This is a genomic window from Pseudomonas sp. RA_15y_Pfl1_P11 (assembly GCF_963970975.1).
Lineage (GTDB): Bacteria > Pseudomonadota > Gammaproteobacteria > Pseudomonadales > Pseudomonadaceae > Aquipseudomonas > Aquipseudomonas tritici.
In genome coordinates this window covers 108723-132039 of the sequence record NZ_CAXAOY010000001.1, presented here as the reverse complement: position 1 = coordinate 132039, position 23317 = coordinate 108723, and the positions used below count along the sequence as shown (strand labels likewise).

Here is a 23317-nt window from a genome sequence, read left to right as displayed (position 1 = left end):
GCAGGCAAGCCAGCTCCCACCTTTGGAATGCAATCCCATGTGGGAGCTGGCTTGCCTGCGATAGCCACGACGCGGTTCTCAGCCGATCAACTGAGCATCCCGCAACGCGGTAAGCGCCGCCAACCACCGCGGATCCTGCTTGTAATCCGTCGAAGCAATCGCCTGCCCCCGCATCCGCGCAATGCGCGCCGATGGGGTGACCTTCATCCGCTGAGCGGCCGTCAGTGCCAACTCAGCCGCCGCCCGATCATTGCACACCAGCCCCATATCACAACCAGCCGTCAACGCGGCTTCAATCCGGCTGGCCGCGTCACCGACCACATGTGCACCGGCCATCGACAGGTCATCGCTGAAAATCACCCCATCAAACTGCAATTCGCCGCGCAAAATATCCTGCAACCATCGACGCGAAAAGCCAGCTGGCTGAGCGTCAACCTGCGGGTAAATAACATGCGCCGGCATCACCGCCGCCAACTGCTTGCTCAGGCGCGCGAACGGCACCAGGTCATTCGTGCGAATCTCTTCCAGGCTACGTTCGTCATTGGGAATCGCCACGTGGGAATCAGCCTCAGCCCAACCGTGGCCCGGGAAGTGTTTGCCTGTAGCAGCCATGCCGGCGCTGTTCATGCCACGGATAAAGGCACCGGCCAGCACGGCGGCGCGCTCGGGGTCGCCTTCGAAGGAACGGGTGCCGACGACTGCGCTGCGTTGATAGTCCAGGTCGAGCACCGGGGCGAAGCTCAGGTCGAGGCCCACGGCCAGCACTTCAGTCGCCATGACCCAACCGCACTGCTCGGCCAAGTACTCGGCATTCGGGTTATCCGCCAGCGCACGCATGGCCGGCAGGCGCACAAAACCCTGGCGCAGGCGCTGTACACGACCGCCTTCCTGATCGACAGCCAGCAGCAGATCCGGGCGTACGGCACGAATTGCCGCGCTCAATTCACGCACCTGGCGCGGGTGCTCGATATTGCGTGCGAAAATGATCAGGCCGCCCACTTCAGGCTGGCGCAGCAGATGGCGGTCCTCGGCCGTCAGCCAGGTACCGGCAACGTCGACCATCAAAGAACCTTGCAGGGCAGCAGTCATAAACCTTCCTTAAATAACGCACGCAACCCGTTGCCCTCACGCGGCGCGAATGGCGCGGTGAGCACAACGGGTTGCGAATAAATAGCTGAAATCGGCATGGCGGCTAGCTTAGCGGATGCAAGTGGCCTCGCACACCCGGGGCGGTCAAACCTTGGCGACAGCCGGCGTGGTTTTACTGCGCGGACGCAATTGGGCGGCGGCCATGGTCGGGTCGGCCACGCCGGTTTCGGCACGCATGCCGGCGGCGAGGAATGGCACCATGAGGCGCATGACCTGTTCGATGGAGGTGTTGACGCCGAAATCGGTCTCGGCAATAGCCCGCAATGCCTTGATCCCGGACATGCTGAACGCTGCGGCACCGAGCATGAAGTGCACGCGCCAGAACAGTTCGATGGGCGGAATGCGCGGGGCGGCTTCGTTGACCAGCAACATATAGCGACGAAATACCTTGCCGTACATGTCTTCCAGATAACGTCGCAAGTGACCCTGGCTCTGGCTGAACGCCAGGCCCAGCAGCCGCATGAAGATCGACAGGTCGTTGCCGCTGCGCGGTTGAACCACCAGGGCTTGTTCAACCAGGATTTCCAGCAGGTCTTCGAGGGTAGGCTTGTGATCAGCCTTGGCCTGGCGGCGCTCCAACTCACGGTCGAGGCTGGCGCAGAACGGCCCCAGAAAGCGCGAGAACACCGCCTGGATCAGGGCCTTTTTCGAGCCGAAATGGTAGTTCACTGCAGCAAGGTTGACCCCAGCCTTGCTGGTGATCAGCCGCAATGAAGTTTCAGCAAATCCTTTTTCCGCGAACAATTGCTCGGCAGCATCGAGAATGCGTTCAACGGTTTCCGACTGGGCCATGGCTACTCCGCCTGACAAACACTTGTTTGAAACATACGTTTCAGACTGTGTCTTGTCAAGCCTGCGGGTTCGCTTTCCGGCCGGGCAGTTATGTAGTTCATCGCTATTTAATCACATCCCTAACGGTCTGTAGGCAGCGCTATCTCTGCCTTGTGGGAAGCATGCCCGATGACCGTCCAGCGGAGTGGTAGAAAAGGATGATTGCCAAGCGCAGTCCACTGTATATAATCCCAGTCACTGTATAAAAAGACAGAGCGATCAACATGCTAAAACTGACGCCACGCCAAGCTGAGATTCTGGCTTTTATCAAGCGCTGCCTCGATGACAACGGCTACCCGCCGACGCGAGCGGAAATTGCGCTGGAACTGGGGTTCAAGTCCCCCAACGCCGCCGAAGAACACCTTAAGGCCCTCGCTCGCAAAGGCGCGATCGAGATGACCCCAGGTGCATCACGCGGTATTCGCATCCCTGGCTTCGAAGCCAAGGCCGACGAATCGACCCTGCCGATCATCGGTCGCGTCGCCGCCGGCGCGCCAATCCTGGCGCAGCAGCACGTCGAGGAATCTTGCAACATCAACCCGACCTTCTTCCATCCTCGCGCCGATTACTTGTTGCGGGTCCATGGCATGAGCATGAAGGACGTGGGCATCTTCGACGGCGACCTGCTGGCCGTTCACACCACCCGCGAAGCCCGTAATGGCCAGATCGTCGTCGCCCGTATCGGCGATGAAGTCACCGTCAAACGCTTCAAGCGCGAAGGCAGCAAGGTCTGGCTCCTGGCCGAGAACCCTGAGTTCGCCCCGATTGAAGTGAACCTGAAAGATCAGGACCTGGTGATTGAAGGCTTGAGCGTCGGCGTCATTCGCCGCTAAAGGAGGCATCATGCAGCTCACCCATACCCCACAACACACACAACTGTCGCTGTTCGAGGCCTTCATGGCCCAACCCCTTGCGCCCATCCTCAAGGAAACGGTCGAGGCGCCTTGGAGCGCCGAGCCTGAGGCGTTCAGTGAATTGTCGTTGCGCGGTGCGGCGGGGAGTTGCCTGAGCCTGCTGGCGCCGATCCTGCGCGAATTGAGCGAAGAGCAGGACGCCCGCTGGCTGACGCTGATCGCTCCGCCGGCCAGCCTGACCCAGACCTGGTTGCGGGACGCCGGCCTCAACCGCGAGCGCATCCTGTTACTGCAACCGCGCGGTGCGCAAAGTGCCCAGCAGTTGACCTGCGAAGCCTTGCGCCTGGGCCGTAGCCATACGGTGGTGAGCTGGTTGAATCCGTTGAACGCTACCGCCAAGCAACAGTTGATCAGTGCGGCACGCGTTGGCGATGCGCAGAGCTTGAATATTCGATTGGGATAAATGTTGCGCAGCCCTTTGATAGAAGGGCGTGTGTAGTGAGCGGGCTTGTCGAATCGTCGCACCGCCCGCGATCGGCTGCGAAGCGGCCCTGAATAGATTGATGCGATATATCAGATATTCTACGGTGGTCGGTTTTTGGACCGCTTCGCAGCCCTGCGTGAGCAAGCTCGCTCACTACAACGCCGGGACTCAGTGAAGCACCCGCGGCCCATCTTCTTTCTCCGGTTCGCCTTCAGCCAAGCGACCTGCCATCTGTACACCCACGCTCAACATGGCTTTAGCCACTTCCACGTGCTGGCCCTGCAGGAACACCTTGGCGTCCTCGGAAAAATCCAGAATAACCAGAGAACCTTCGTCCTCAGCCCGGCGCAGCTCGATTCGGCCGTCAGGCAACTCAACAATTTCCAGAAAGGACGTCGGCATAAAAGTCTGTTCTCCACGAAAGACGGGAATTATATCAGTCATCCACCCAACCCCGCTGACGATCTGGACAGGTTTCTTTACGGCTTGATGAACGGTGCAGAGCTGACTCGATTCGAATGTGGGAGCGGCAGTTCAACCCTCCCATATTTTAATCGAGCCCTCTCAGCACTCGCTCAGACCTTCGCGATAGCGCAGCGCCAGTTTTTTCAGCTCCTGGCGCCAGCCTTCCAACTCTTCCCGGCTCAACGGCTTGGGTTCGTCCTCTTCAACTGCCACCGCCACGATCAGCGGCTGGGTCACGTCACCCTTGGGCACGTGGGGAACACGCGGCGGCTGGAACATGTCGGCATGCGCCTTGAGCAAGCGCGCGATCCAGCTGTCGGGGCTTTGCGCCATTTCCACCAGCTCGGCCAGTTCCGGGATCGCCATTGTGTCGAGCACGTCGCGGCTAATGATCATTTCTGCGCGCGGCGAACCGGCCTGCGGCAGACGGTAAAACCCGGCGATTTCATGGCACAGACCCAACAAGGCACCGTACAGGTGGAACAACGCGGCTTCACGCCCCGCCTGGACGAGCGCAATGGCATTCATCTCTTTCCCTTCCTCGGCGCGGCCAAGGGCTTCCAGGGACAAACCCGCGAAGTAAATTTTCTGATTGGTACGGGTATAGAGTTCGTTGGCCATGCGGCAGTCTCCACAACGAATAAGCGTGATGCTGGCTTAACAGTGTTACGGATCAGCCGAGCGCACTGCAAGCGCAAAAAAAGGCCGCCTGTGCAGGCGGCCTTTGTATTTAGCGGATCAGTCGATCAAGCGCCCTGGCGCTTGTCTTCGACCTTCCACTTGCCGCCGTCGTAGAACGCTTTCCAGCCGGTAGGCTTGCCGTCCACTTCCGACTGCACGTACTGCTCCTTGGTCTTGCGGCTATAGCGGATCACGGCTGGGCGACCATCCGGGTCCTTCTTCGGCGCTTCACACAGGAAGTGGTACTTAGGGTCGATCTCATCCTTGTGCGGCACGATCTCAAGCACCAGCGGCGCACGGGTCTCGCGGTTTTTCGGGAACTGGCTGGCAGCCAGGAACAGCCCCGAAGCGCCGTCACGCAGGATGTAGGTGTCGTTGACCTTCTCGCACTTGAGTTCAGGCATCTTCACCGGGTCCATCTTCGGCGGCGCCGCGTCACCGCTTTTCAGCAGTTTGCGGGTGTTCTTACAGGTCGGGTTAGTGCAACCGAAGAACTTGCCGAAACGGCCGGTCTTGAGCTGCATTTCACTGCCGCACTTATCGCATTCCAGGCTCGGACCCTCGTAGCCCTTGATGCGATAAGTGCCCTCTTCGATCTCGTAGCCGTTGCAATCCGGGTTGTTACCGCAGATGTGCAGCTTGTGTTTCTCATCCAGCAGGTAGGCGTCCATCGCCGTGCTGCAGATCGGGCAGCGGTGCTTGCCACGCAGTACCAGCGACTCGGATTCACCCTCATCGTCGGCCGCGATTTCATCACCTGGCACCAGGTTAACGGTGGCCTTGCAGCGTTCTTTCGGCGGCAGGCTGTAGCCCGAGCAACCGAGGAACACGCCAGTGGACGCCGTACGAATTTGCATCGGGCGGCCGCAGGTCAGGCACGGGATGTCGGTCATCACAGGCTGGTTGGCGCGCATGCCGCTCTCAGGGCTTTCTGCTACTTCGAGCTTCTTCTTGAAGTCGCCGTAAAACTCGTCCAGCACATTTTTCCAGTCGCGTTCGCCCTGGGCCACGTCATCGAGGTTCTCTTCCATGCCGGCGGTGAAGCCGTAGTCCATGAGGTTAGAGAAGCTCTCGGACAGGCGCTCAGTGACGATATCGCCCATCTTTTCCGAGTAGAAACGACGGTTATGCAGCGCAACGTAGCCACGATCCTGGATGGTCGAGATGATCGCTGCATAGGTCGAAGGACGACCGATACCGCGCTTCTCCATCTCTTTCACCAGGCTGGCTTCAGAATAACGCGCCGGCGGTTTGGTGAAATGCTGGGACGGGTCGAGCTTGATCAGCTTCAGCGTATCGCCCTGAGCCATATCCGGCAGCACGTCGTCATCGCCAGGCTTGGCGATCTGCGGCATCACACGGGTATAGCCGTCGAACTTGAGGATACGCCCCTTGGCACGCAGCTCGAAGTCACCAGCGCCCACGCTCACGGTGGTGGACAGGTATTGCGCCGGCAGCATCTGGCACGCCAGGAACTGGCGCCAGATCAGCTCGTAGAGGCGCTCAGCGTCGCGCTCCATGCCGCTCAGCTTGCTCGGCTCAGTGTTGGCGTCGGAAGGACGAATCGCTTCGTGAGCCTCCTGTGCGCCTTCCTTGCTGCTGTAGACGTTCGGCTTCTCCGGCAGGTACTTCTCGCCGAACTCGGTTTCAATATAAGTACGCGCCATCGCCACCGCGTCTTGCGACAGGTTGGTGGAGTCAGTACGCATATAAGTGATGTAGCCGGCCTCGTAAAGACGCTGGGCCATCATCATGGTTTTCTTCACACCAAAGCCCAGGCGGTTGCTCGCGGCCTGCTGCAGGGTGGAGGTGATGAACGGTGCCGACGGCTTGCTGCTGGTCGGTTTGTCTTCACGCTTGACGATGCTGTAGCTGGAAGCATTGAGCTTTTCCAGCGCGGCCATGGCCTGGGCTTCGTTCAGCGGCTTGAAGGCCTCGCCTTTCTCACGGGCCACTTCAAAGCGCACATTGGCGCCCTTGGCAGTGCCGAGGTCGGCGTGGACTTCCCAATATTCTTCGGGGTTGAACGCACGGATTTCGCGCTCACGCTCCACCACCAGCTTTACCGCAACCGATTGCACACGGCCAGCGGACAAGCCACGGGCGATCTTCGCCCACAGCAGCGGCGAGACCATATAGCCCACGACGCGGTCGAGGAAACGCCGGGCCTGCTGGGCGTTGACGCGGTCGATATCCAGCTCGCCCGGCTTGGAGAAGGCTTCCTGGATGGCTTTCTTGGTGATTTCGTTGAACACCACACGCTTGTAGCGGCTGTCATCACCGCCGATGGCTTCCCGCAGGTGCCAGGCAATGGCTTCCCCTTCGCGGTCCAAGTCCGTCGCGAGATAGATGGTGTCAGCATCCTTGGCGAGCCGGCGCAGCTCCTCAATGACCTTTTCCTTGCCTGGAAGGATTTCGTACTTGGCCTTCCAGCCATGATCCGGGTCCACACCCATGCGCGAGACCAGTTGCTTGCGCGCTTTCTCTTTAGGCGTGAGCACCGGACCTTCGCCCGCGGCCGCCTTGCCGCGCTTGGCGGCAGGCTCCTTGCTGGCGCTAGCCGAACCGCTGGTGGGCAGGTCTCGGATATGGCCGATACTCGACTTCACCACGTACTCGTTGCCCAAGTACTTGTTGATGGTCTTGGCCTTAGCCGGGGATTCCACAATGACCAGCGATTTGCCCATGGATCGGAAAATTCCTGAATTCGAGAAGAGAAAGGCAGTTGGCGCCTGTCGCGGCAACGCTATATATAGTGGCAACAAGGTGAGGTCAAGCGCAGCATTCTGCGCGACCTGCCGTTATTGCCCGAAAAAAAGACTCGGTTCGGCCTGGACCAGAGCAAAGCGCGGGACCTGCTCGCCGTCAACTTCGACGCTCTCCAGGAACATGCTCAATGGGCGCACCCAAAAGCCGTAATCGCCATACAGTGCTTGGTAAAACACCACTTCTTCTTCAGTCTCGGAATGCCGTGCCACATTAAAAACACGGTACTGCGGACCTTTATAATGTTGGTAGAGCCCTGGTTCGACTTTCATGCTCTGGCCCTCTTACAAAATGTGTTGAAAAAAAATATTAAAAATTCCAAAAAACAAAAACCGGGGCACTGGGCCCCGGCTTCCGTCAACCCAACGCTTAAACGCGTTCGAAGACGGTCGAAATGCCTTGGCCGAGACCAATGCACATGGTTGCAACCCCGAGGTTGCCGCCATTTTGCTTCATCACGTTAAGCAAAGTGCCGGAGATACGCGCACCGGAGCAACCGAACGGGTGGCCCAGGGCAATCGCACCGCCATGCAGGTTAACCTTCTCGTTCATCTTGTCGAGCACTTTCAAATCTTTCAGCACTGGCAGGGCCTGTGCGGCGAAAGCTTCGTTGAGCTCGAAGAAGTCGATATCGGAGATAGTCAGGCCTGCGCGCTTCAAGGCTTTTTGTGTGGCCGGTACTGGACCATAGCCCATGATCGCCGGGTCCACACCCGCCACGGCCATCGAACGGATCACGGCCAGCGGCTGAATACCCAGGTCCTGGGCACGCTGCGCCGACATCACGATCATGCACGAAGCACCGTCGGTGATTTGCGACGACGTACCGGCTGTCACGGTGCCGCCCTTTGGATTGAAGGCAGGCTTGAGGGCCGCCAGGCTTTCCAGGGTGGTGTCCGGACGAATGGTTTCGTCATAGTCGAACAATTTCAGGAAACCGTTCTCGTCGTAGCCGTTCATCGGGATGATTTCATCCTTGAACTTGCCTTCCACGGTCGCCTTGTGAGCGAGTTGGTGGGAGCGCACGCCGAACGCGTCCTGGGCTTCACGGGTAATGCCGTGCATTTTGCCAAGCATTTCCGCAGTCAAACCCATCATGCCCGAGGCTTTGGCTGCGTACAGCGACATGTGCGGGTTAGGGTCGACGCCGTGCATCATGCTGACGTGGCCCATATGCTCCACGCCACCGACCACGAACACATCACCGTTGCCGGTCATGATTGCCTGGGCGGCAGTGTGCAGCGCGCTCATCGACGAGCCACACAGGCGGCTCACGGTCTGGCCGGCCGCGGTGTGCGGGATCTGGGTCATCAGCGACGCCATGCGCGCGATGTTCCAGCCCTGCTCCAGCGTCTGGTTGACACAGCCCCAGATCACGTCTTCGACTTCGTTCGGGTCAACCTTGACGTTACGTTCCAGCAATTTGCTGATCAGGTGCGCCGACATGTCTTCGGCACGGGTATTGCGGTGCATGCCGCCCTTGGAGCGGCCCATCGGCGTGCGACCGAAGTCGACAATCACCACGTCTCTTGGATTCAAGCTCATAAATATTCTCGCTCTAGTCGTCTGGGCGCTTAACCGAAGAAGCTCTGGCCATTTTTGGCCATTTCACGCAGCTTCTCGGTCGGGTGGTACAGCGGGCCCAAATCAGCGTACTGATCAGCCAGGGCAACGAACTCGGCCACACCGATCGAGTCGATGTAACGCAGCGCACCACCACGGAATGGAGGGAAACCAATACCGTACACCAGGCCCATATCGGCTTCGGCGGCGGTTTCGACGATGCCATCTTCCAGGCAGCGCACGGTTTCCAGGCACAGGGCGATCATCATCCAGTTGATAATGTCTTCGTCCGACACCTCACGCTGTTCGTAGATGACCGGAGCCAGCACTTCGTGCACCGACGGGTCGGCCACTTTCTTCTGCTTGCCCTTCTTGTCGGCCTCGTAGGCGTAGAAGCCCTTGCCGTTCTTCTGGCCCAGGCGCTTGGCGTCGTAGAGCGCGTCGATCGCCGAACGGCGGTCGTCTTTCATGCGGTCCGGGAAGCCTTCAGCCATTACGTCACGACCGTGGTGGCCAGTGTCGATGCCGACCACGTCCATCAGGTACGCCGGGCCCATTGGCCAGCCGAATTTTTCCATGACTTTGTCAATGCGCACAAAGTCCACACCGGCGCTGACCAACTTGGCGAAACCGCCGAAGTACGGGAACAGCACGCGGTTGACCAGGAAGCCCGGGCAGTCATTGACTACGATCGGGTTCTTACCCATTTTCTTGGCGTAGGCAACGGTGGTGGCAACAGCCTGCTCGCTGGATTTCTCGCCACGGATCACTTCCACCAGCGGCATCATGTGCACCGGGTTGAAGAAGTGCATGCCCACGAAGTTTTCCGGACGCTTGAGGGCCTTGGCCAACAAGCTGATGGAAATAGTCGAGGTGTTCGAGGCCAGGATGGTGTCGTCCTTAACCTGGGCTTCCACTTCTGCCAGTACGGCTTGCTTGACCTTCGGGTTCTCGACAACCGCTTCAACCACCAGGTCGACGTGGCCGAAATCGCCATAGGACAGCGTAGGACGAATGCCGTTAAGCACTTCAGCCATCTTCGCGGCGGTCATGCGACCTTTGTCCACGCGGCCGACCAGCAGCTTGGCGGCTTCCGCCAGGCCTTGCTCGATGCCATGTTCGTTGATGTCTTTCATCAGGATCGGCGTGCCTTTGGACGCCGATTGATAGGCGATACCGCCGCCCATGATACCGGCGCCGAGTACGGCAGCCTGGTTCACGTCCTTGGCGATTTCGTCGTAGGCCTTGGCCTTTTTCTTCAACTCCTGGTCGTTCAGGAACAGGCCGATCAGGCTCTGGGCCGCCGAGGTTTTCGCCAGTTTGACGAAGCCTGCCGCTTCCACTTCCAGGGCTTTGTCGCGACCGAAGTTCGCGGCCTTCTGGATGGTCTTGATCGCTTCAACCGGCGCCGGGTAGTTCGGGCCGGCCTGGCCAGCCACAAAACCTTTGGCGGTTTCGAACGACATCATTTGTTCGATGGCGTTGAGCTTGAGCTTTTCCAGCTTCGGCTGACGCTTGGCCTTGTAGTCAAACTCGCCACTGATGGCGCCCTTGATCAGGCTCAGTGCCGCTTCGGCCAGTTTGTCCGGGGCAACCACGGCGTCGACGGCACCGACTTTCAGCGCGTCTTCAGCACGGTTTTCCTTGCCGGCAGCGATCCACTCGATGGCGTTGTCGGCACCGATCAGGCGCGGCAAGCGTACGGTGCCGCCGAAACCTGGGTAGATGCCCAGTTTGACTTCAGGCAGGCCGATTTTGGCAGTGGCCGACATGACGCGGAAGTCCGCTGCCAGGCACATTTCCAGGCCACCGCCCAACGCGATGCCATTGATCGCGGCGACGGTCGGTACGTTGAGGTCTTCGAAATCACTGAAAATCTTGTTGGCTTCGAGGTTGCCAGCCACCAGCTCGGCATCGGGCAGCTTGAAGTTCTCGACGAATTCGGTGATGTCAGCGCCGACGATAAACACGTCCTTGCCGCTGGAGACGATCACACCTTTGATCGATGCATCAGCCTTGATGGCGTCTACGGCCTGACGCAGTTCATTCAGGGTTAGACGGTTGAACTTGTTGACGGACTCACCCTTGAGGTCGAATTTCAATTCGACGATGCCACTTTCAAGAGCCTTAACCGTGATGGCTTTACCTTCGTAAATCATCAACTGATCTCCACGATATGGAAGCTGAACAGTACACATTGAACGCTGGCGAAACGGCGTGAGCATTGATGATTTCGTCAATGTTAAAGCCCATCCGCCAGGCACACCCGCCAATGCGATAGTCGGGATTCTGTATGAGTCGTCTGACAGACAAACGCTCAATTCATACGCCCGTTTGATTTGGGTATGCCACCTTCATCCAATTCCGGGCAATTGTCAATCGCTCGAAAGGCTAGGAAAAACGCGACTTTCCAGTCATTTCAGAACCCGAGTCATAGACCCGCAACCCGTCAATATTCAGCTATTCACTCAATCAATAATAGAAAACATACGGGAAAAGGCTGCACAGAATGGGATATGCCGCTAGGCTAGCGACAACCGTAACGCGCCTGGATGAACATCCGACGCGGAAAACACAGATTACCGGCCTGCCTGGCCAACTCCAGCCCGATGAGATGTCGGGCTTTTTATGGCCGGCTGTTTATCAGGCCAGGGCTTTAAGCAGCGTATCAATCTCCTTCAGGACGCTCGCGTCGCCCTTCTCGCCCCAATACAGGGCGATCATTTGCTTGTCGGCCTCGATCTTGTAGACGTTGTCCGGCAGCTTCGCAAAATACGGCAACAACTTTTCATCGACGCACACTTCACGCCACTGATTCACCCATACCCCTGGTTCCAACTGCCAATAGCTCCAGAGCGCCGGCGTGCTGCCGCGCCGTGGCCGGCAATACTGCGCGCACGGGCTCGGCGGCTCATGCTTGAGCCAGTGCGGCCACGCCTGGGGCGACAGTTGCATGGCCAGGCCGATGCGGCGCGCCTCCATGCGCAGGGCCATGCGCCCGCTCTGATGGCGCGACGGGCGCAGCCATGCCAGAGGGCTCAGAACCACCACAAGGATTGACACCACTATCCAGACCGTCATATGTGTACTCCCGAATTTCGATGAGCGGATTTGACCTGACGCAACCGCATCCGCTTGAAAGCAGCCATACTGAATTTATTGCAGCCCCTTGGAGGAACGCCTCATGCCCTACAAACATATTCTGGTCGCTGTCGATCTGACCGAAGAGTGCGATCCGGTGATCAAGCGCGCGCAGGAATCTGCGTTGGCCAATGGCGCCATACTGTCGCTGGTGCATATCGTCGAGCCCATGGCCATGGCCTTTGGCGGTGACGTGCCGATGGACCTTTCCCAGTTGCAGCAACAACAATTTGACCAGGCCAAGGAGCGCCTGGACCGTTTGATTCTCAAATACCCGCACCTGAAAAAGGAAGACTGCCACCTGACATACGGCCAACCGCGCCAGGAAATCCACCACTTGGCCAAGGAAAAGGCTTGCGACTTGATCGTGGTGGGCAGCCATGGCCGGCACGGTTTGGCGTTGTTGCTGGGTTCTACTGCCAATGATGTCCTGCACGGCGCGCCGTGCGATGTATTGGCGGTGAAACTGGTGAAGAGCTCCTAATACCACTGAAAATCAACTGTGGGAGCTGGCTTGCCTGCGATAGCGGTGTGTCAGTCGCCAGGTGTATCAACTGACAGACTGCTATCGCAGGCAAGCCAGCGTCCACATTTAACTGTATTCCCCTATAAAAAACCCGGTGCTCACCTAAGTGAACACCGGGTTTTTTAATGCATTGGAATCACTCAGGCATCCAGCTCAGCCCAACGCTCAACCAACACTTCCAGCTCTTGGTTCAAGGTTTCCAGGGAAGCGATGACCTTGGCAGTTTCCGCCGCCGGACGCAGGTAGAAACCCGCGTCAGCCATGTCTGCTTCTACTGCCGCAATCTGCTTTTCCTTGGCTTCGATATCCGCTGGCAAGGCTTCCAACTCACGCTGCAGTTTGTAGCTGAGTTTTTTCTTGGCAGCCGGTGCGGCTTCCTGAGCGGGTGCAGCAGCGGCCACCGGGGCAACGACGGCAGAGGTCAAGTCGGCCTTGCCGGACTTGCTCTCGGTCACGCCCAACAGACGCGGCGAGCCGCCCTGGCGCAGCCAATCCTGGTAACCCCCGACGTATTCACGCACCTTGCCTTCACCTTCGAAGACCAGGGTGCTGGTGACCACGTTGTCGAGGAATGCCCGGTCGTGGCTCACCATCAGCACAGTGCCGTTGAAGGTCAGCAGGACTTCTTCCAACAGCTCGAGGGTCTCCACGTCGAGGTCGTTGGTCGGTTCGTCGAGTACCAGCAGGTTGGCCGGCTTGCTGAACAGCTTGGCCAGCAGCAGGCGCGCACGCTCGCCACCGGACAAGGCTTTCACGGGTGTACGCGCACGTTGCGGGCTGAACAGGAAGTCGCCCAGGTAACTGAGTACGTGCCGGCTCTGGCCGTCGATGTCAATAAAGTCGCGACCTTCGGCGACGTTGTCGATCACGGTCTTTTCCAGGTCCAACTGATGGCGCAACTGGTCGAAGTAGGCCACGTCGATGCGCGTGCCTTCTTCCACGCTGCCGCTGGTCGGCTGCAGACCATTGAGCATCAGCTTGAGCAAGGTGGTCTTGCCGGTACCGTTGGCACCCAGCAGACCGATACGGTCGCCGCGCGCCAGGACCATCGAGAAGTCCTTGATCAGGAACGGGCCGCCCGGGTGCGCGAAGCTCACGTTATCGAGGACCATTACCTGCTTGCCCGACTTGTCGGCGGTGTCCAGCTGGATGTTGGCCTTGCCGGTGCGCTCACGACGCTCGCTGCGCTCAACGCGCAGGGCTTTGAGGGCGCGTACGCGGCCTTCGTTACGGGTGCGCCGCGCCTTGATGCCTTGGCGGATCCAGACTTCTTCCTGGGCCAGTTTTTTGTCGAACAGCGCGTTGGCGGTTTCTTCAGCCGCCAGAGAGGCCTCTTTGTGCACCAGGAAGCTGGCGTAGTCGCCGTTCCAGTCGATCAGGCCGCCACGGTCCAGTTCGAGGATGCGCGTGGCCAGACTTTGCAGGAAGGCACGGTCGTGCGTGATAAACAGCACAGCGCCCTGGAAATCCTTGATGGCTTCTTCCAGCCAGGCGATGGCGCCGATGTCCAGGTGGTTGGTCGGTTCGTCGAGCAGTAGCAGGTCCGGCTCGGACACCAGAGCCTGGGCCAGCAACACGCGACGACGCCAGCCGCCGGACAACTCGGCGAGGGTCTTGTCGGCCGGCAGTTGCAGGCGGCTCAAGGTGCTGTCGACCAGTTGCTGCAAGCGCCAGCCGTCACGGGCTTCGAGGTCTTGCTGGACGTGCATCAGCTTGTCCAGGTCTTCTTCGGTGACACAGTTCTGCGCCAGGTGATGGTATTGCGCGAGCAACTCGCCCACGCCATCCAGGCCTTCGGCAACCACGTCGAACACTGTCCGTCCGTCGGCCACCGGCAATTCTTGCGGCAATTCGCCAATCTTGAGGCCCGGAGCGCGCCAAACAGAGCCGTCATCGGGCTTCTGGTCGCCTTTTACCAGCTTCATCATGCTGGATTTGCCGGTGCCGTTGCGGCCGATGATGCACACCCGCTCACCACGGGCGATCTGCCAGGACACCTTGTCCAACAACGGCATAGCGCCGAAAGCAAGGGACACATCGCTGAATTTGAGCAGGGTCATACGCTTCTCCAAAAACTGGGCGCGCATTCTACCTGAGTTGAGGGTGGGATGCGGCTGGCATTTTCGCTGCCGACACGTTCTGTAGGACATTTCCAACGAACTTGAACCAACCGGCCTGCAAAGCTTTCACCGGTCGCGGGCAAAAGGCTAAGCTAGGGGCAATCAGTGTCGGCGATGCCGGTGCTAGTCGTGATTTCTCTGCACGGACGTCTCATGCGCAGCCGCCTTTTCAACTTTTTATCTTGTCTGCTTCTTTCCGCCACCGCCGCTCAATCCGCCCAGGCCGTGGACCTCACCACCCAACGTCAATATTACGATGAAGCCAAACGCGCCCTGGCCAAGGGCGATACCGGACCCTACATGCAATACAGCCAGGCCCTGGCGGACTATCCGCTGACGCCCTACCTGGCCTACGACGAACTGACCGCCCGCCTGAAAAACGCGAGTAACCAGGAGATCGAACAGTTCCTCGCCAAAAACGGCGACCTGCCCCAGGCCAACTGGATGAAGCTGCGCTGGTTGCGTTGGCTGGCCGAACGTGACGACTGGCAGACGTTTGAAAAGTATTACGACGCCAAGCTCAATTTTGTCGAACTGGACTGCCTGCATGGCCAGTACCAGCTCACTCACAATCTGAAAGCAGAAGGCTACAAGACTGCCGAAAAACTCTGGATGACCGGCAAGTCCCGACCGGCGGCCTGCGATGTCACCTTCGGGCAATGGGCGGCTGACGGCCAACTTACCGAACAGAAAATCTGGGCCCGCGCCAAGCTCGCCGCCGAAGCGCGCAACTACGCACTCGCCAACAGCCTGGTGAAAACCCTGCCAACCCTCGGCGTCCAAGGCCGCTTGATGGTGGATGTGGCGCAAAAGCCCGACATGCTCAGCGACCCATCACGCTTCCTGCCGGCCACCGAGGCCATGTCTGACGCCGTGGGGCTGGGCCTGCGACGCCTGGCACGCAAGGATCCGGACAAGGCCATGGCCCTGCTCGACGGCTACGCCAGCAGCATGCACTTCTCCCGTGACGAAAAAGTGTCGATCGCTCGAGAGATCGGCCTGACCCTTGCCAAGCGCTTCGACCCACGTGCGCTTGAAGTAATGACCAAGTACGACCCTGAGTTGCGCGACAACACCGTCTCCGAATGGCGCCTGCGCCTACTGTTGCGCCTGGCCCGCTGGGAAGATGCCTATCAGTTGACTCGCAAACTCCCACAAGACCTGGCGACCACCAACCGCTGGCGCTACTGGCAGGCCCGTAGCCTGGAGCTGGCCGAGCCGAAAAACCCCCAAGCACTGGTCTTGTACAAGAACCTGTCGCGGGAGCGCGATTTCTACGGTTTTCTCGCCGCTGACCGCTCCAAGGCGCCCTACCAGCTGAACAACAAGCCACTGGTGATGAGCAAGGCGCTGGTCAACAAGGTGCGCAACACGCCTGGCGTGCGCCGTGCGTTGGAGTTCTATGCGCGCGGCCAGATCGTCGATGGCCGCCGCGAGTGGTACCACGTCACCCGTCACTTCAACCGTGACGAGATGGTCGCCCAGGCCAAGCTGGCCTACGACATGAAGTGGTACTTCCCGGCCATCCGTACCATCAGCCAGGCGAAGTACTGGGACGACCTGGACATCCGCTTCCCGATGGCCCACCGCGACACCCTGGTGCGTGAGGCCAAGGTACGCGGCCTGCATTCGAGCTGGATATTCGCAATCACTCGCCAGGAAAGCGCCTTCATGGATGACGCCCGCTCCGGCGTCGGCGCCAGCGGCCTAATGCAACTGATGCCCGGCACCGCCAAGGAAACTGCGCGCAAGTTCAGCATCCCCCTGGCCTCCCAGGCCCAGGTGTTGGACCCGGACAAAAACATCCAGCTCGGCGCCGCCTACCTGAGCCAGGTGCACAGCCAGTTCAACGGCAACCGCGTCCTCGCCTCCGCCGCCTACAACGCCGGCCCTGGCCGTGTGCGTCGATGGCTGCGCGGTGCCGACCACTTGAGCTTCGATGTGTGGGTAGAAAGCATCCCGTTCGACGAAACCCGCCAGTATGTGCAGAACGTGCTGTCTTATTCGGTGATCTACGGGCAGAAGCTCAATTCACCGCAGCCGCTGGTGGATTGGCATGAGCGGTATTTTGATGATCAATGACCGGTAATGCCGGTCATGTAGGCGCTGTCGAGTAAAAAGAGGCTGCGCGCTTTTTGCCCGCCACAATGAAAATGCCCGCATTGAGAGATGCGGGCATTTTTTTCAGTGGGATTTAATGTGAAGCAGGCTCTTCCACCCCATCACTGAACTGCAACGCCGCCAACCGCGCATACAACGGATTGCTCGCAATCAACTGCTGATGCGTACCTACCGCCACCAGCTTGCCCTGGTCCATTACCGCAATCCGGTCAGCATTCTTCACCGTCGCCAAGCGATGCGCGATCACCAGCGTGGTACGCCCCTGCATCAATTGCGGCAGCGCTTGCTGGATCAGGTGTTCACTCTGGGCATCCAGCGCGCTGGTGGCCTCGTCCAGCAACAGGATCGGCGCGTCCACCAGCAACGCGCGGGCGATGGCCAGGCGTTGGCGTTGGCCGCCGGAGAGGCCCATGCCGCCGTCGCCGAGGTGGGTCTGGTAGCCATTGGGCATTTGCAGGATGAAGTCGTGGGCATGGGCGATGCGCGCGGCGGCTTCGACGTGTTCTGAAGTGGCCGTCGGGTTGCCATAGCGGATATTTTCTTCGACGCTGCCGTAGAACAGCGCCGGGCTCTGGGATACCAGGGCGAAGTGGCGGCGCAGGTCCATGGGGTCGAGATCGGTCAGCGCGTGGCCTTCAATCAGGATGCGGCCTTGCTGGGGATCGTAGAAACGTAGCAACAGGTCGAAAATCGTCGATTTGCCCGCGCCGGACGGGCCGACCAAGGCCAGGGTCTCACCGGGATTGATCGTCAGGTTCAAGCCGTCGATGGCGAAGCTGTCCGGCCGTGACGGGTAGGAAAAGCGCAGGTCGTGTAGCGCCATGCGGCCGCTGACCCGCTCAGGTAATTGGACAGTGCCGCTGGCCGGCGCCTGGATGTCGTTGCTCGACTGCAACAACTCGCCAATCCGCTCGGCGGCACCGGCGGCGCGCTGCAATTCGCCGAGCACTTCGCTCAGGGTGCCGACGGCACTGCCGACGATCAGGCTGTAGAACACAAATGCCGCCAGCTCACCGCCGGAAATGCGCCCGCTGATGACGTCCATGCCGCCGACCCACAACATCACGCCCACGGCGCCGAGCACCAGCATGATCACCAGGGTAATCAGCCAGGCGCGCTGGGTGATGCGTTTACGCGCGGTGGTGAATGCGTCTTCCACGGTCATGGCGAAGCGCTGTTCGTCCTGCACCTGGTGGTTGTACGCCTGCACGGTCTTGATCTGACCGAGGGTCTCGGACACATAGCTGCCCACATCAGCGATGCGGTCCTGGCTTTGTCGCGACAGGCTGCGCACGCGCCGACCGAAAAGCAGGATCGGCGCCAGCACCAGCGGCAACGCCACCACCACGATACTGGTGAGCTTGGGATTGGTGACAAACAGCAGCACGATGCCACCGATGACCATCAAGGCGTTGCGCAGGAACAGTGACAGCGACGAGCCGATCACCGACTGCAGCAAGGTGGTGTCGGTGGTCAGCCGCGACTGGATCTCCGAACTGCGGTTGTTCTCATAGAAGCCCGGATGCAGGTAGATCAGGTGGTTGAACACCTGCCGACGGATATCCGCCACCACCCGCTCGCCAATCCACGACACCAGGTAAAACCGCGCAAACGTGCCCGCGGCGAGGCCCAATACCAGGATCATGAACAGTCCAATGGACTGGTTGAGCAGGTGCGGTGACTGGGTCATGAAGCCCTGGTCCACCAGCAAGCGAATGCCCTGCCCCATGGACAAGGTAATACCGGCCGTGACGATAAGCGCCAACAGGGCGCCGAGCGCCTGCCAGCGGTAGGGCCCAATGAAACGGCTGGCCAGGCGAATTGCACGGCGTTGACGGGCTGAGAACATGGAGGGCATCACCTGTGGAGGGGATAAAGTTATCTACACCACAACATTGGGGGAACTTGCCTAAATAACAATGAGTCAGGTTAATTATGCCCCGCGATGTTGCCCCTAGAGGCTACCGGTCTAACGCCTGGCTGGAAATTTGTATCGGTTTCTGGTCGACTGGGTGTCTGAACCGCTGAACGGGTAGGAAGTTGTAACAGCTCGGTCACGCGGGGGTCTTAAAGTGGGTATACAACCTGATGAGGAGACAGGCCATGACCTTGCAAAATAGCAGCGATGCCAACATTGAAGTGATCCGCCAGCCGCAGCAGTTGCCTTGCTCGTACATCGACGCCCAGGGCTGTGAAGTGCAGATCACCGAAGAGATGATCCAGCAAGCCTGCAGCGAACTGGAAGAAAAATTAGTCAAGCCTGCCCAGCAAGGCTGAAGCGCCACGCTCTTTCAAACCCGGCCCAGATGGCCGGGTTTTTTATTGGCGTTTAAATCGTCTGCGCACCCAATGCGGAAACGATACTGGCCAGCGCCGTCGACTCCCCATTGATTCGCACCTTCACACCGTCGATCTCTCGGCGTGCGGGATAATGCTTGCGCAGCAGGTCAAAAGCCTTGCGCTGCTCTTCCACGGTTCCCACAAGGCTGCGGCGGAAATCCGCATCATCGCGGCGCGGGTCGTACACGCTGCGGCACAGGGTTGTCAGCGCCCAGGCCGGATCGGTCGATGCATTCAAATGCACCTCGTCCAGCCACAACGGTGGCAGCAGGTCGCTCAGTTGAATACCCGGTTCCTGGCCCAAGTGCGAACAGAACGCCTTATAAATCTGCGCCGTGCCGCGCTGCCGGCCTTCCAGGCTGTAGCCGGCGATATGCGGCGTGGCCAGCACACACAAGTCAGCCAGGTCGACATCCACCTGCGGTTCGCCTTCCCACACATCCAGCACCGCTTGCAGGTCTTCGCGTTCCAGCAGTACCTCGCGCAGGGCGGCGTTGTCCACCACTGCGCCACGGCTGGCGTTGATCAGCCAGGCGCCGGGTTTGAGTTGCTCAAGGCGCTGGCGGTCAAGCAGGTGCCAGGTAGAGCCGTTGCCGGATTTGTTCAGCGGCGTGTGCAGGCTGATCACATCGCATTGCTCGATGATCTGCGCCAGGCTGACGTAATCGCCATCTTCGGCGATCTGCCGTGGCGGGTCGCAGACCAGGACGTTCCAGCCCAGGCCCTTGAGCACCTTCACCAACCGCCCACCGACTTCACCGGCACCGACCACGCCGTAAGTGCGCTGATTGAGGTCGACGCCTTCGATCTCAGCCAGGGTCATCAGGCTGCCCAACACATAATCCACAACGCCACGGGCATTGCAGCCGGGGGCGCTGGCCCATTGGATGCCGGCCTGCTTGAAGTAGTCGAGGTCCAGGTGATCGGTGCCGATGGTACAGGTACCGACAAAGCGCACCTTGCTGCCCTCCAACAGGGCACGGTTGACGTTGGTCACCGAGCGCACCAGCAATACATCGGCCTGCTCGACTGTCGCGCGGTCGATGGAACGGCCGGGCACGCGGCGAATCTCGCCAAACCCTTGGAAGAATGCATCGAGCAGCGGAATATTTTCGTCGGCAACAATCAGCATGGCAGGCTCCTTTGGCGGACCGGCAGTGTACAGGCATCGCAGCCCGCGCTTACAAATCGCTAACACAGGTTTTTTCCTGACCGATGCGTCAATGCGTAGAATCCACGGTCCTTGCGCTTACCTCGACCGGACATCTGCACGTGAACACTGCCACCGCCATCCTCAGCCGCCCCGTCCGCATCACCCGGGAAGTCGGCGGCCTGCTGACACTCGCCTTGCCGATCATGATCGGCCAACTGGCCACCACCGCGATGAGCTTTGTCGATGCGGTGATGGCCGGCCGCGTCAGCCCCCAGGACCTGGCAGCGGTGGGCCTGGGCAACTCGATCTGGATTCCGGTCTACCTGCTCATGAGCGGTACGCTGCTGGCCACCACGCCGAAAGTCGCCCAACGCTACGGTGCGGGTCACTACAGCGAAATCGGGCCATTGGTGCGTCAGTCATTGTGGCTGGCCTTGGTGGTCGGCATTATCGGCGCACTGCTGCTGCTCTGCGCCGAGCCGATCCTGCATGCGATGAAGGTTGAACCGGACCTGATCGCGCCCACCATGGGCTACCTGCATGGCATCGCCGCCGGTATGCCGGCCATTGCGCTGTATTACGTGCTGCGTTGTTTCAGTGATGGCCTGGGCCGCACGTTGCCCAGCATGGTCATGGGCCTGTTCGGCCTGGCACTGAATATTCCGCTGAACTACATCTTCATCTATGGTCACCTTGGCCTGCCGGCCATGGGGGGCGTGGGCTGCGGCTGGGCCACGGCCATTTCGATGTGGGCGATGATGCTCGGCCTGGCCGTCTGGAGCCGTTGGGGCCCGGCCTACCAGAGCAGCGAACTGTTCAAGCGTTTCGATTGGCCGCAGTGGGCGGTCATCAAGCGCGTATTGGGGATTGGCTTGCCCATCGGCATCGCGATCTTCGCCGAGTCGAGCATCTTCGCGGTGATCGCCCTGCTGCTTGGCGGCTTGGGCGCCACGGTGGTGTCCGGTCATCAGATCGCGCTGAACATCAGCTCTATGGTGTTCATGATCCCTTACTCCTTGAGCATGGCCATCACCGTGCGCGTGGGCCAGGCGCTGGGGCGCGGGAAACCGCGTGAAGCGCGCTTCGCCGCCGGTGTTGGCATGGGCACGGCGCTGGCCTACGCCTGCCTGTCCTGCAGCCTGATGCTGCTGTTTCGCGAGCAGATTGCGGCGATCTACACCCCGGACCCGGTGGTCATTCACTTGGCTTCGACGTTGATCGTGTTCGCCGCGCTGTTCCAGTTCTCCGACTCGATCCAGGTGACGGCGGCAGGCGCATTGCGCGGCTATCAGGACACACGGGTGACCATGGTGCTGACTTTGTTCGCGTACTGGGGCGTGGGGCTGCCGGTGGGTTACGCCCTGGGCCTGACCGACTGGCTGGGCGCACCGAGCGGCCCAAGCGGCTTGTGGCAAGGGCTGATCGTGGGCCTGAGCTGCGCGGCGGGGATGTTGCTGGTGCGCCTGGCGCGCAGTGCACGCCGGCGCATTCGCGCAGACCAGGCGCGGGGTTAAGCGGACTTCTTGCGGATCCAGTACAGGTACGTACCGGCCAGCGCCTGCTGATCCACCAGTTCGTGGTCAAGAAACACGCAGAACTTGGGGATATCGCGGCGCGTGGACGGGTCGGTCGCGATCACCTTGAGCAAGCCGCCAGGCGGCAGGTCGCGGATGTGCTGGTGCAGCATCATGACCGGTTCCGGGCAGTTGAGGCCGGTGGCGTCCAGCACAGCGTCTACGGGCAAATCGAGGGGCTGATTCATACATCACTCCTGAAACGGCGCCGCTCAACCTGTGGGAGCGGCGGTGCGACGGGTCGACTTGCTCGCGAACACGCGGGCACATTCAACATAAATTTCGACAGTTATACCGCTTTCGCGAGCAAGCCCGCACATTGGTCCTGTAGTCACCTCAAGGGCTCAGCGGGCCTTGGTTTTCTTCACCTCCACCAGCCGACGCAAATGGCAGGTCACTTCCTCGCGGTCGTGATACAGCTGCTTGCAGCCGATCTCCACGCGAATGCCGCGCGCCTTGAAACCGTCTTCGATGCGCTCCAACAAGCGCTTCACTTCGGCGTAACGCTGCTTCATCGGCAACTTCAAGTTCACCACCGCTTCACGGCAATGCCCCTCGCCGATCCAGGTTTCCAGCAGCGCGGCGTTACGCGCAGGCTTCTCGACGATGTCGCAGACCATCCAGTCCACCGGCTGCTTGGGCACGAAGGTAAAGCCGTCGGCCATCAAGTGCTGCACCAGGCCGGTGTCCATCAGGCTTTCGGCCATGGGGCCGTTGTCGATGGCGGTCACCAGCATGCCGCGGTTGACCAGTTGCCAGGTCCAGCCGCCCGGCGCTGCGCCGAGGTCGACGCCGGTCATGTCGCCGTGCAGGCGCTCGTCCCATTGGTCGCGGGGGATAAAGTGGTGCCAGGCCTCTTCCAGCTTGAGGGTCGAGCGGCTTGGCGCGTCGCGCGGGAACTTGAGGCGCGGGATGCCCATCGGCCACATGGCCGAGTTGTTCGGCTCGGCCAGGCCCATGAACACTTCACGGCCGCTTTTGAAGGTCAGCAGCAGGCGCGGCTTGCTCGGGTCATCCACCAGCTTGCCGGCGTTCAATAAAGCTTTACGCAGGTGCACTTCGAATTTTTTGCAAAAATTCGAGAGTTCCTTGCCGTCGTTGGTGTCGACCATTTCCAGCCACAGGCTGCCGCACACCGGAAAACCCTGCAGGTGAGCGAGGATCACGCTGATGCGGTCAGTTTCCGGCAGGTCGATGAATACCCCGCGCGCCCACTGCCTTGGGAAGATCAGCTCGGCAAAGCGCTGGCCGTGCATCAGGCGCTGAGCGCCGTCTTCTTCGGTGCAGACAAATTCGGCGCAGGCGCTGCCGGTCTTGGCCTTGGCATAGCCGGAAACGTTCAGGCGCGCGGCGAGGTCCGCGATCTCGGAACAGACTTCGCTTTCAAAACCCGGGCGGCAGTGCATAAAAAGGGTGTTCATCAACTCTCCTGGTGAATCAACCGACGTTGCGCTGTCGCAATGCCTGTCATGAAAACCCGCGCATGATAACGGAGTTCGGAACCTTGGACTTAACGATAGAGTCCAGTTATTAGCCTGCTAATGAAAAC

20 protein-coding genes are annotated in these 23317 nt (G+C 60.0%); 6 read left to right on the top strand and 14 right to left on the bottom strand.

Annotation, left to right across the window (positions count from 1 at the left end; translation table 11 throughout):
• Window positions 1-78: 78 nt before the first annotated feature.
• A complete protein-coding gene (nagZ, locus tag AACY44_RS00595) occupies window positions 79-1077 on the bottom strand; it encodes a beta-N-acetylhexosaminidase (RefSeq protein ID WP_339438739.1) in 999 nt (332 codons plus the stop codon).
• 156 nt (window positions 1078-1233) lie between these two features.
• On the bottom strand, window positions 1234-1941 hold the full coding sequence (locus AACY44_RS00590; RefSeq protein WP_339414868.1) for a TetR/AcrR family transcriptional regulator: 708 nt from the start codon (window positions 1939-1941) through the stop codon (window positions 1234-1236).
• A 263-nt stretch (window positions 1942-2204) separates the two neighbouring features.
• Between AACY44_RS00590 and lexA the strand changes: the two genes are divergently transcribed.
• Together lexA and sulA are read left to right on the top strand one after the other, a co-directional pair.
• Window positions 2205-2813, top strand: coding sequence for a transcriptional repressor LexA (gene lexA, locus AACY44_RS00585; protein ID WP_003172575.1), 609 nt, complete (start codon window positions 2205-2207; stop codon window positions 2811-2813).
• A gap of 10 nt (window positions 2814-2823) precedes the next feature.
• On the top strand, window positions 2824-3297 hold the full coding sequence (gene sulA, locus AACY44_RS00580) for an SOS-induced cell division inhibitor SulA (protein WP_339414869.1): 474 nt from the start codon (window positions 2824-2826) through the stop codon (window positions 3295-3297).
• A gap of 189 nt (window positions 3298-3486) precedes the next feature.
• On the opposite strand, the gene AACY44_RS00575 is transcribed toward sulA, so the two are convergent.
• The 7 genes from AACY44_RS00575 to AACY44_RS00545 form a co-directional block, all read right to left on the bottom strand.
• Window positions 3487-3720: a hypothetical protein gene (locus AACY44_RS00575; protein WP_010212068.1), complete on the bottom strand. Its 234-nt coding sequence runs from the start codon at window positions 3718-3720 to the stop codon at window positions 3487-3489.
• 162 nt (window positions 3721-3882) lie between these two features.
• On the bottom strand, window positions 3883-4404 hold the full coding sequence (locus AACY44_RS00570) for a DUF6586 family protein (RefSeq protein ID WP_339414870.1): 522 nt from the start codon (window positions 4402-4404) through the stop codon (window positions 3883-3885).
• Between the two features lie 125 nt (window positions 4405-4529).
• Window positions 4530-7151 (bottom strand): type I DNA topoisomerase, encoded by a 2622-nt coding sequence (gene topA, locus AACY44_RS00565; protein WP_339529612.1) that lies wholly within the window; start codon window positions 7149-7151, stop codon window positions 4530-4532.
• A 114-nt stretch (window positions 7152-7265) separates the two neighbouring features.
• Window positions 7266-7502 carry a DUF1653 domain-containing protein gene (locus AACY44_RS00560; protein ID WP_339414871.1) on the bottom strand — a complete coding sequence of 79 codons (237 nt, stop codon included), beginning with the start codon at window positions 7500-7502 and terminating at the stop codon, window positions 7266-7268.
• Between the two features lie 97 nt (window positions 7503-7599).
• The gene (fadA, locus tag AACY44_RS00555) at window positions 7600-8775 is read right to left on the bottom strand and encodes an acetyl-CoA C-acyltransferase FadA (protein WP_026136849.1); all 1176 of its coding nucleotides are present in this window, start codon (window positions 8773-8775) and stop codon (window positions 7600-7602) included.
• Between the two features lie 29 nt (window positions 8776-8804).
• Entirely contained in the window at window positions 8805-10952 is a 2148-nt protein-coding gene (gene fadB / locus AACY44_RS00550) for a fatty acid oxidation complex subunit alpha FadB (protein WP_339414872.1), read from the bottom strand.
• 484 nt (window positions 10953-11436) lie between these two features.
• Window positions 11437-11874 carry a hypothetical protein gene (locus AACY44_RS00545; RefSeq protein WP_339414873.1) on the bottom strand — a complete coding sequence of 146 codons (438 nt, stop codon included), beginning with the start codon at window positions 11872-11874 and terminating at the stop codon, window positions 11437-11439.
• Between the two features lie 103 nt (window positions 11875-11977).
• Here AACY44_RS00545 and AACY44_RS00540 point away from each other — a divergent pair, with 103 nt between their 5' ends.
• Window positions 11978-12418 carry a universal stress protein gene (locus AACY44_RS00540; protein WP_049709433.1) on the top strand — a complete coding sequence of 147 codons (441 nt, stop codon included), beginning with the start codon at window positions 11978-11980 and terminating at the stop codon, window positions 12416-12418.
• A gap of 182 nt (window positions 12419-12600) precedes the next feature.
• On the opposite strand, the gene AACY44_RS00535 is transcribed toward AACY44_RS00540, so the two are convergent.
• The gene (locus tag AACY44_RS00535) at window positions 12601-14520 is read right to left on the bottom strand and encodes an ATP-binding cassette domain-containing protein (protein WP_314563559.1); all 1920 of its coding nucleotides are present in this window, start codon (window positions 14518-14520) and stop codon (window positions 12601-12603) included.
• A 213-nt stretch (window positions 14521-14733) separates the two neighbouring features.
• On the opposite strand from AACY44_RS00535, the gene AACY44_RS00530 reads away from it, so the two are divergent.
• The gene (locus AACY44_RS00530) at window positions 14734-16662 is read left to right on the top strand and encodes a transglycosylase SLT domain-containing protein (protein ID WP_339414874.1); all 1929 of its coding nucleotides are present in this window, start codon (window positions 14734-14736) and stop codon (window positions 16660-16662) included.
• A 112-nt stretch (window positions 16663-16774) separates the two neighbouring features.
• On the opposite strand, the gene AACY44_RS00525 is transcribed toward AACY44_RS00530, so the two are convergent.
• Window positions 16775-18559 (bottom strand): ABC transporter transmembrane domain-containing protein, encoded by a 1785-nt coding sequence (locus AACY44_RS00525; protein WP_339529610.1) that lies wholly within the window; start codon window positions 18557-18559, stop codon window positions 16775-16777.
• A 245-nt stretch (window positions 18560-18804) separates the two neighbouring features.
• On the opposite strand from AACY44_RS00525, the gene AACY44_RS00520 reads away from it, so the two are divergent.
• Complete coding sequence (locus AACY44_RS00520) at window positions 18805-18978, top strand: PA1571 family protein (RefSeq protein ID WP_339529608.1); 174 nt, start codon at window positions 18805-18807, stop codon at window positions 18976-18978.
• 52 nt (window positions 18979-19030) lie between these two features.
• Here AACY44_RS00520 and pdxB read toward each other — a convergent pair whose 3' ends face one another.
• Window positions 19031-20173 carry a 4-phosphoerythronate dehydrogenase PdxB gene (pdxB, locus tag AACY44_RS00515; RefSeq protein WP_339529606.1) on the bottom strand — a complete coding sequence of 381 codons (1143 nt, stop codon included), beginning with the start codon at window positions 20171-20173 and terminating at the stop codon, window positions 19031-19033.
• A 140-nt stretch (window positions 20174-20313) separates the two neighbouring features.
• On the opposite strand from pdxB, the gene AACY44_RS00510 reads away from it, so the two are divergent.
• Window positions 20314-21708, top strand: a complete 1395-nt coding sequence (locus tag AACY44_RS00510) for an MATE family efflux transporter (RefSeq protein ID WP_339437150.1) — start codon at window positions 20314-20316, stop codon at window positions 21706-21708.
• Here the strand turns inward: AACY44_RS00510 and tusA are convergent.
• Together tusA and rlmM are read right to left on the bottom strand one after the other, a co-directional pair.
• Window positions 21705-21956, bottom strand: a complete 252-nt coding sequence (tusA, locus tag AACY44_RS00505; RefSeq protein ID WP_339414879.1) for a sulfurtransferase TusA — start codon at window positions 21954-21956, stop codon at window positions 21705-21707. The genes AACY44_RS00510 and tusA overlap by 4 nt on opposite strands.
• A 156-nt stretch (window positions 21957-22112) precedes the next feature.
• Window positions 22113-23189: a 23S rRNA (cytidine(2498)-2'-O)-methyltransferase RlmM gene (rlmM, locus tag AACY44_RS00500; RefSeq protein ID WP_339437149.1), complete on the bottom strand. Its 1077-nt coding sequence runs from the start codon at window positions 23187-23189 to the stop codon at window positions 22113-22115.
• Between the last annotated feature and the right edge of the window lie 128 nt (window positions 23190-23317).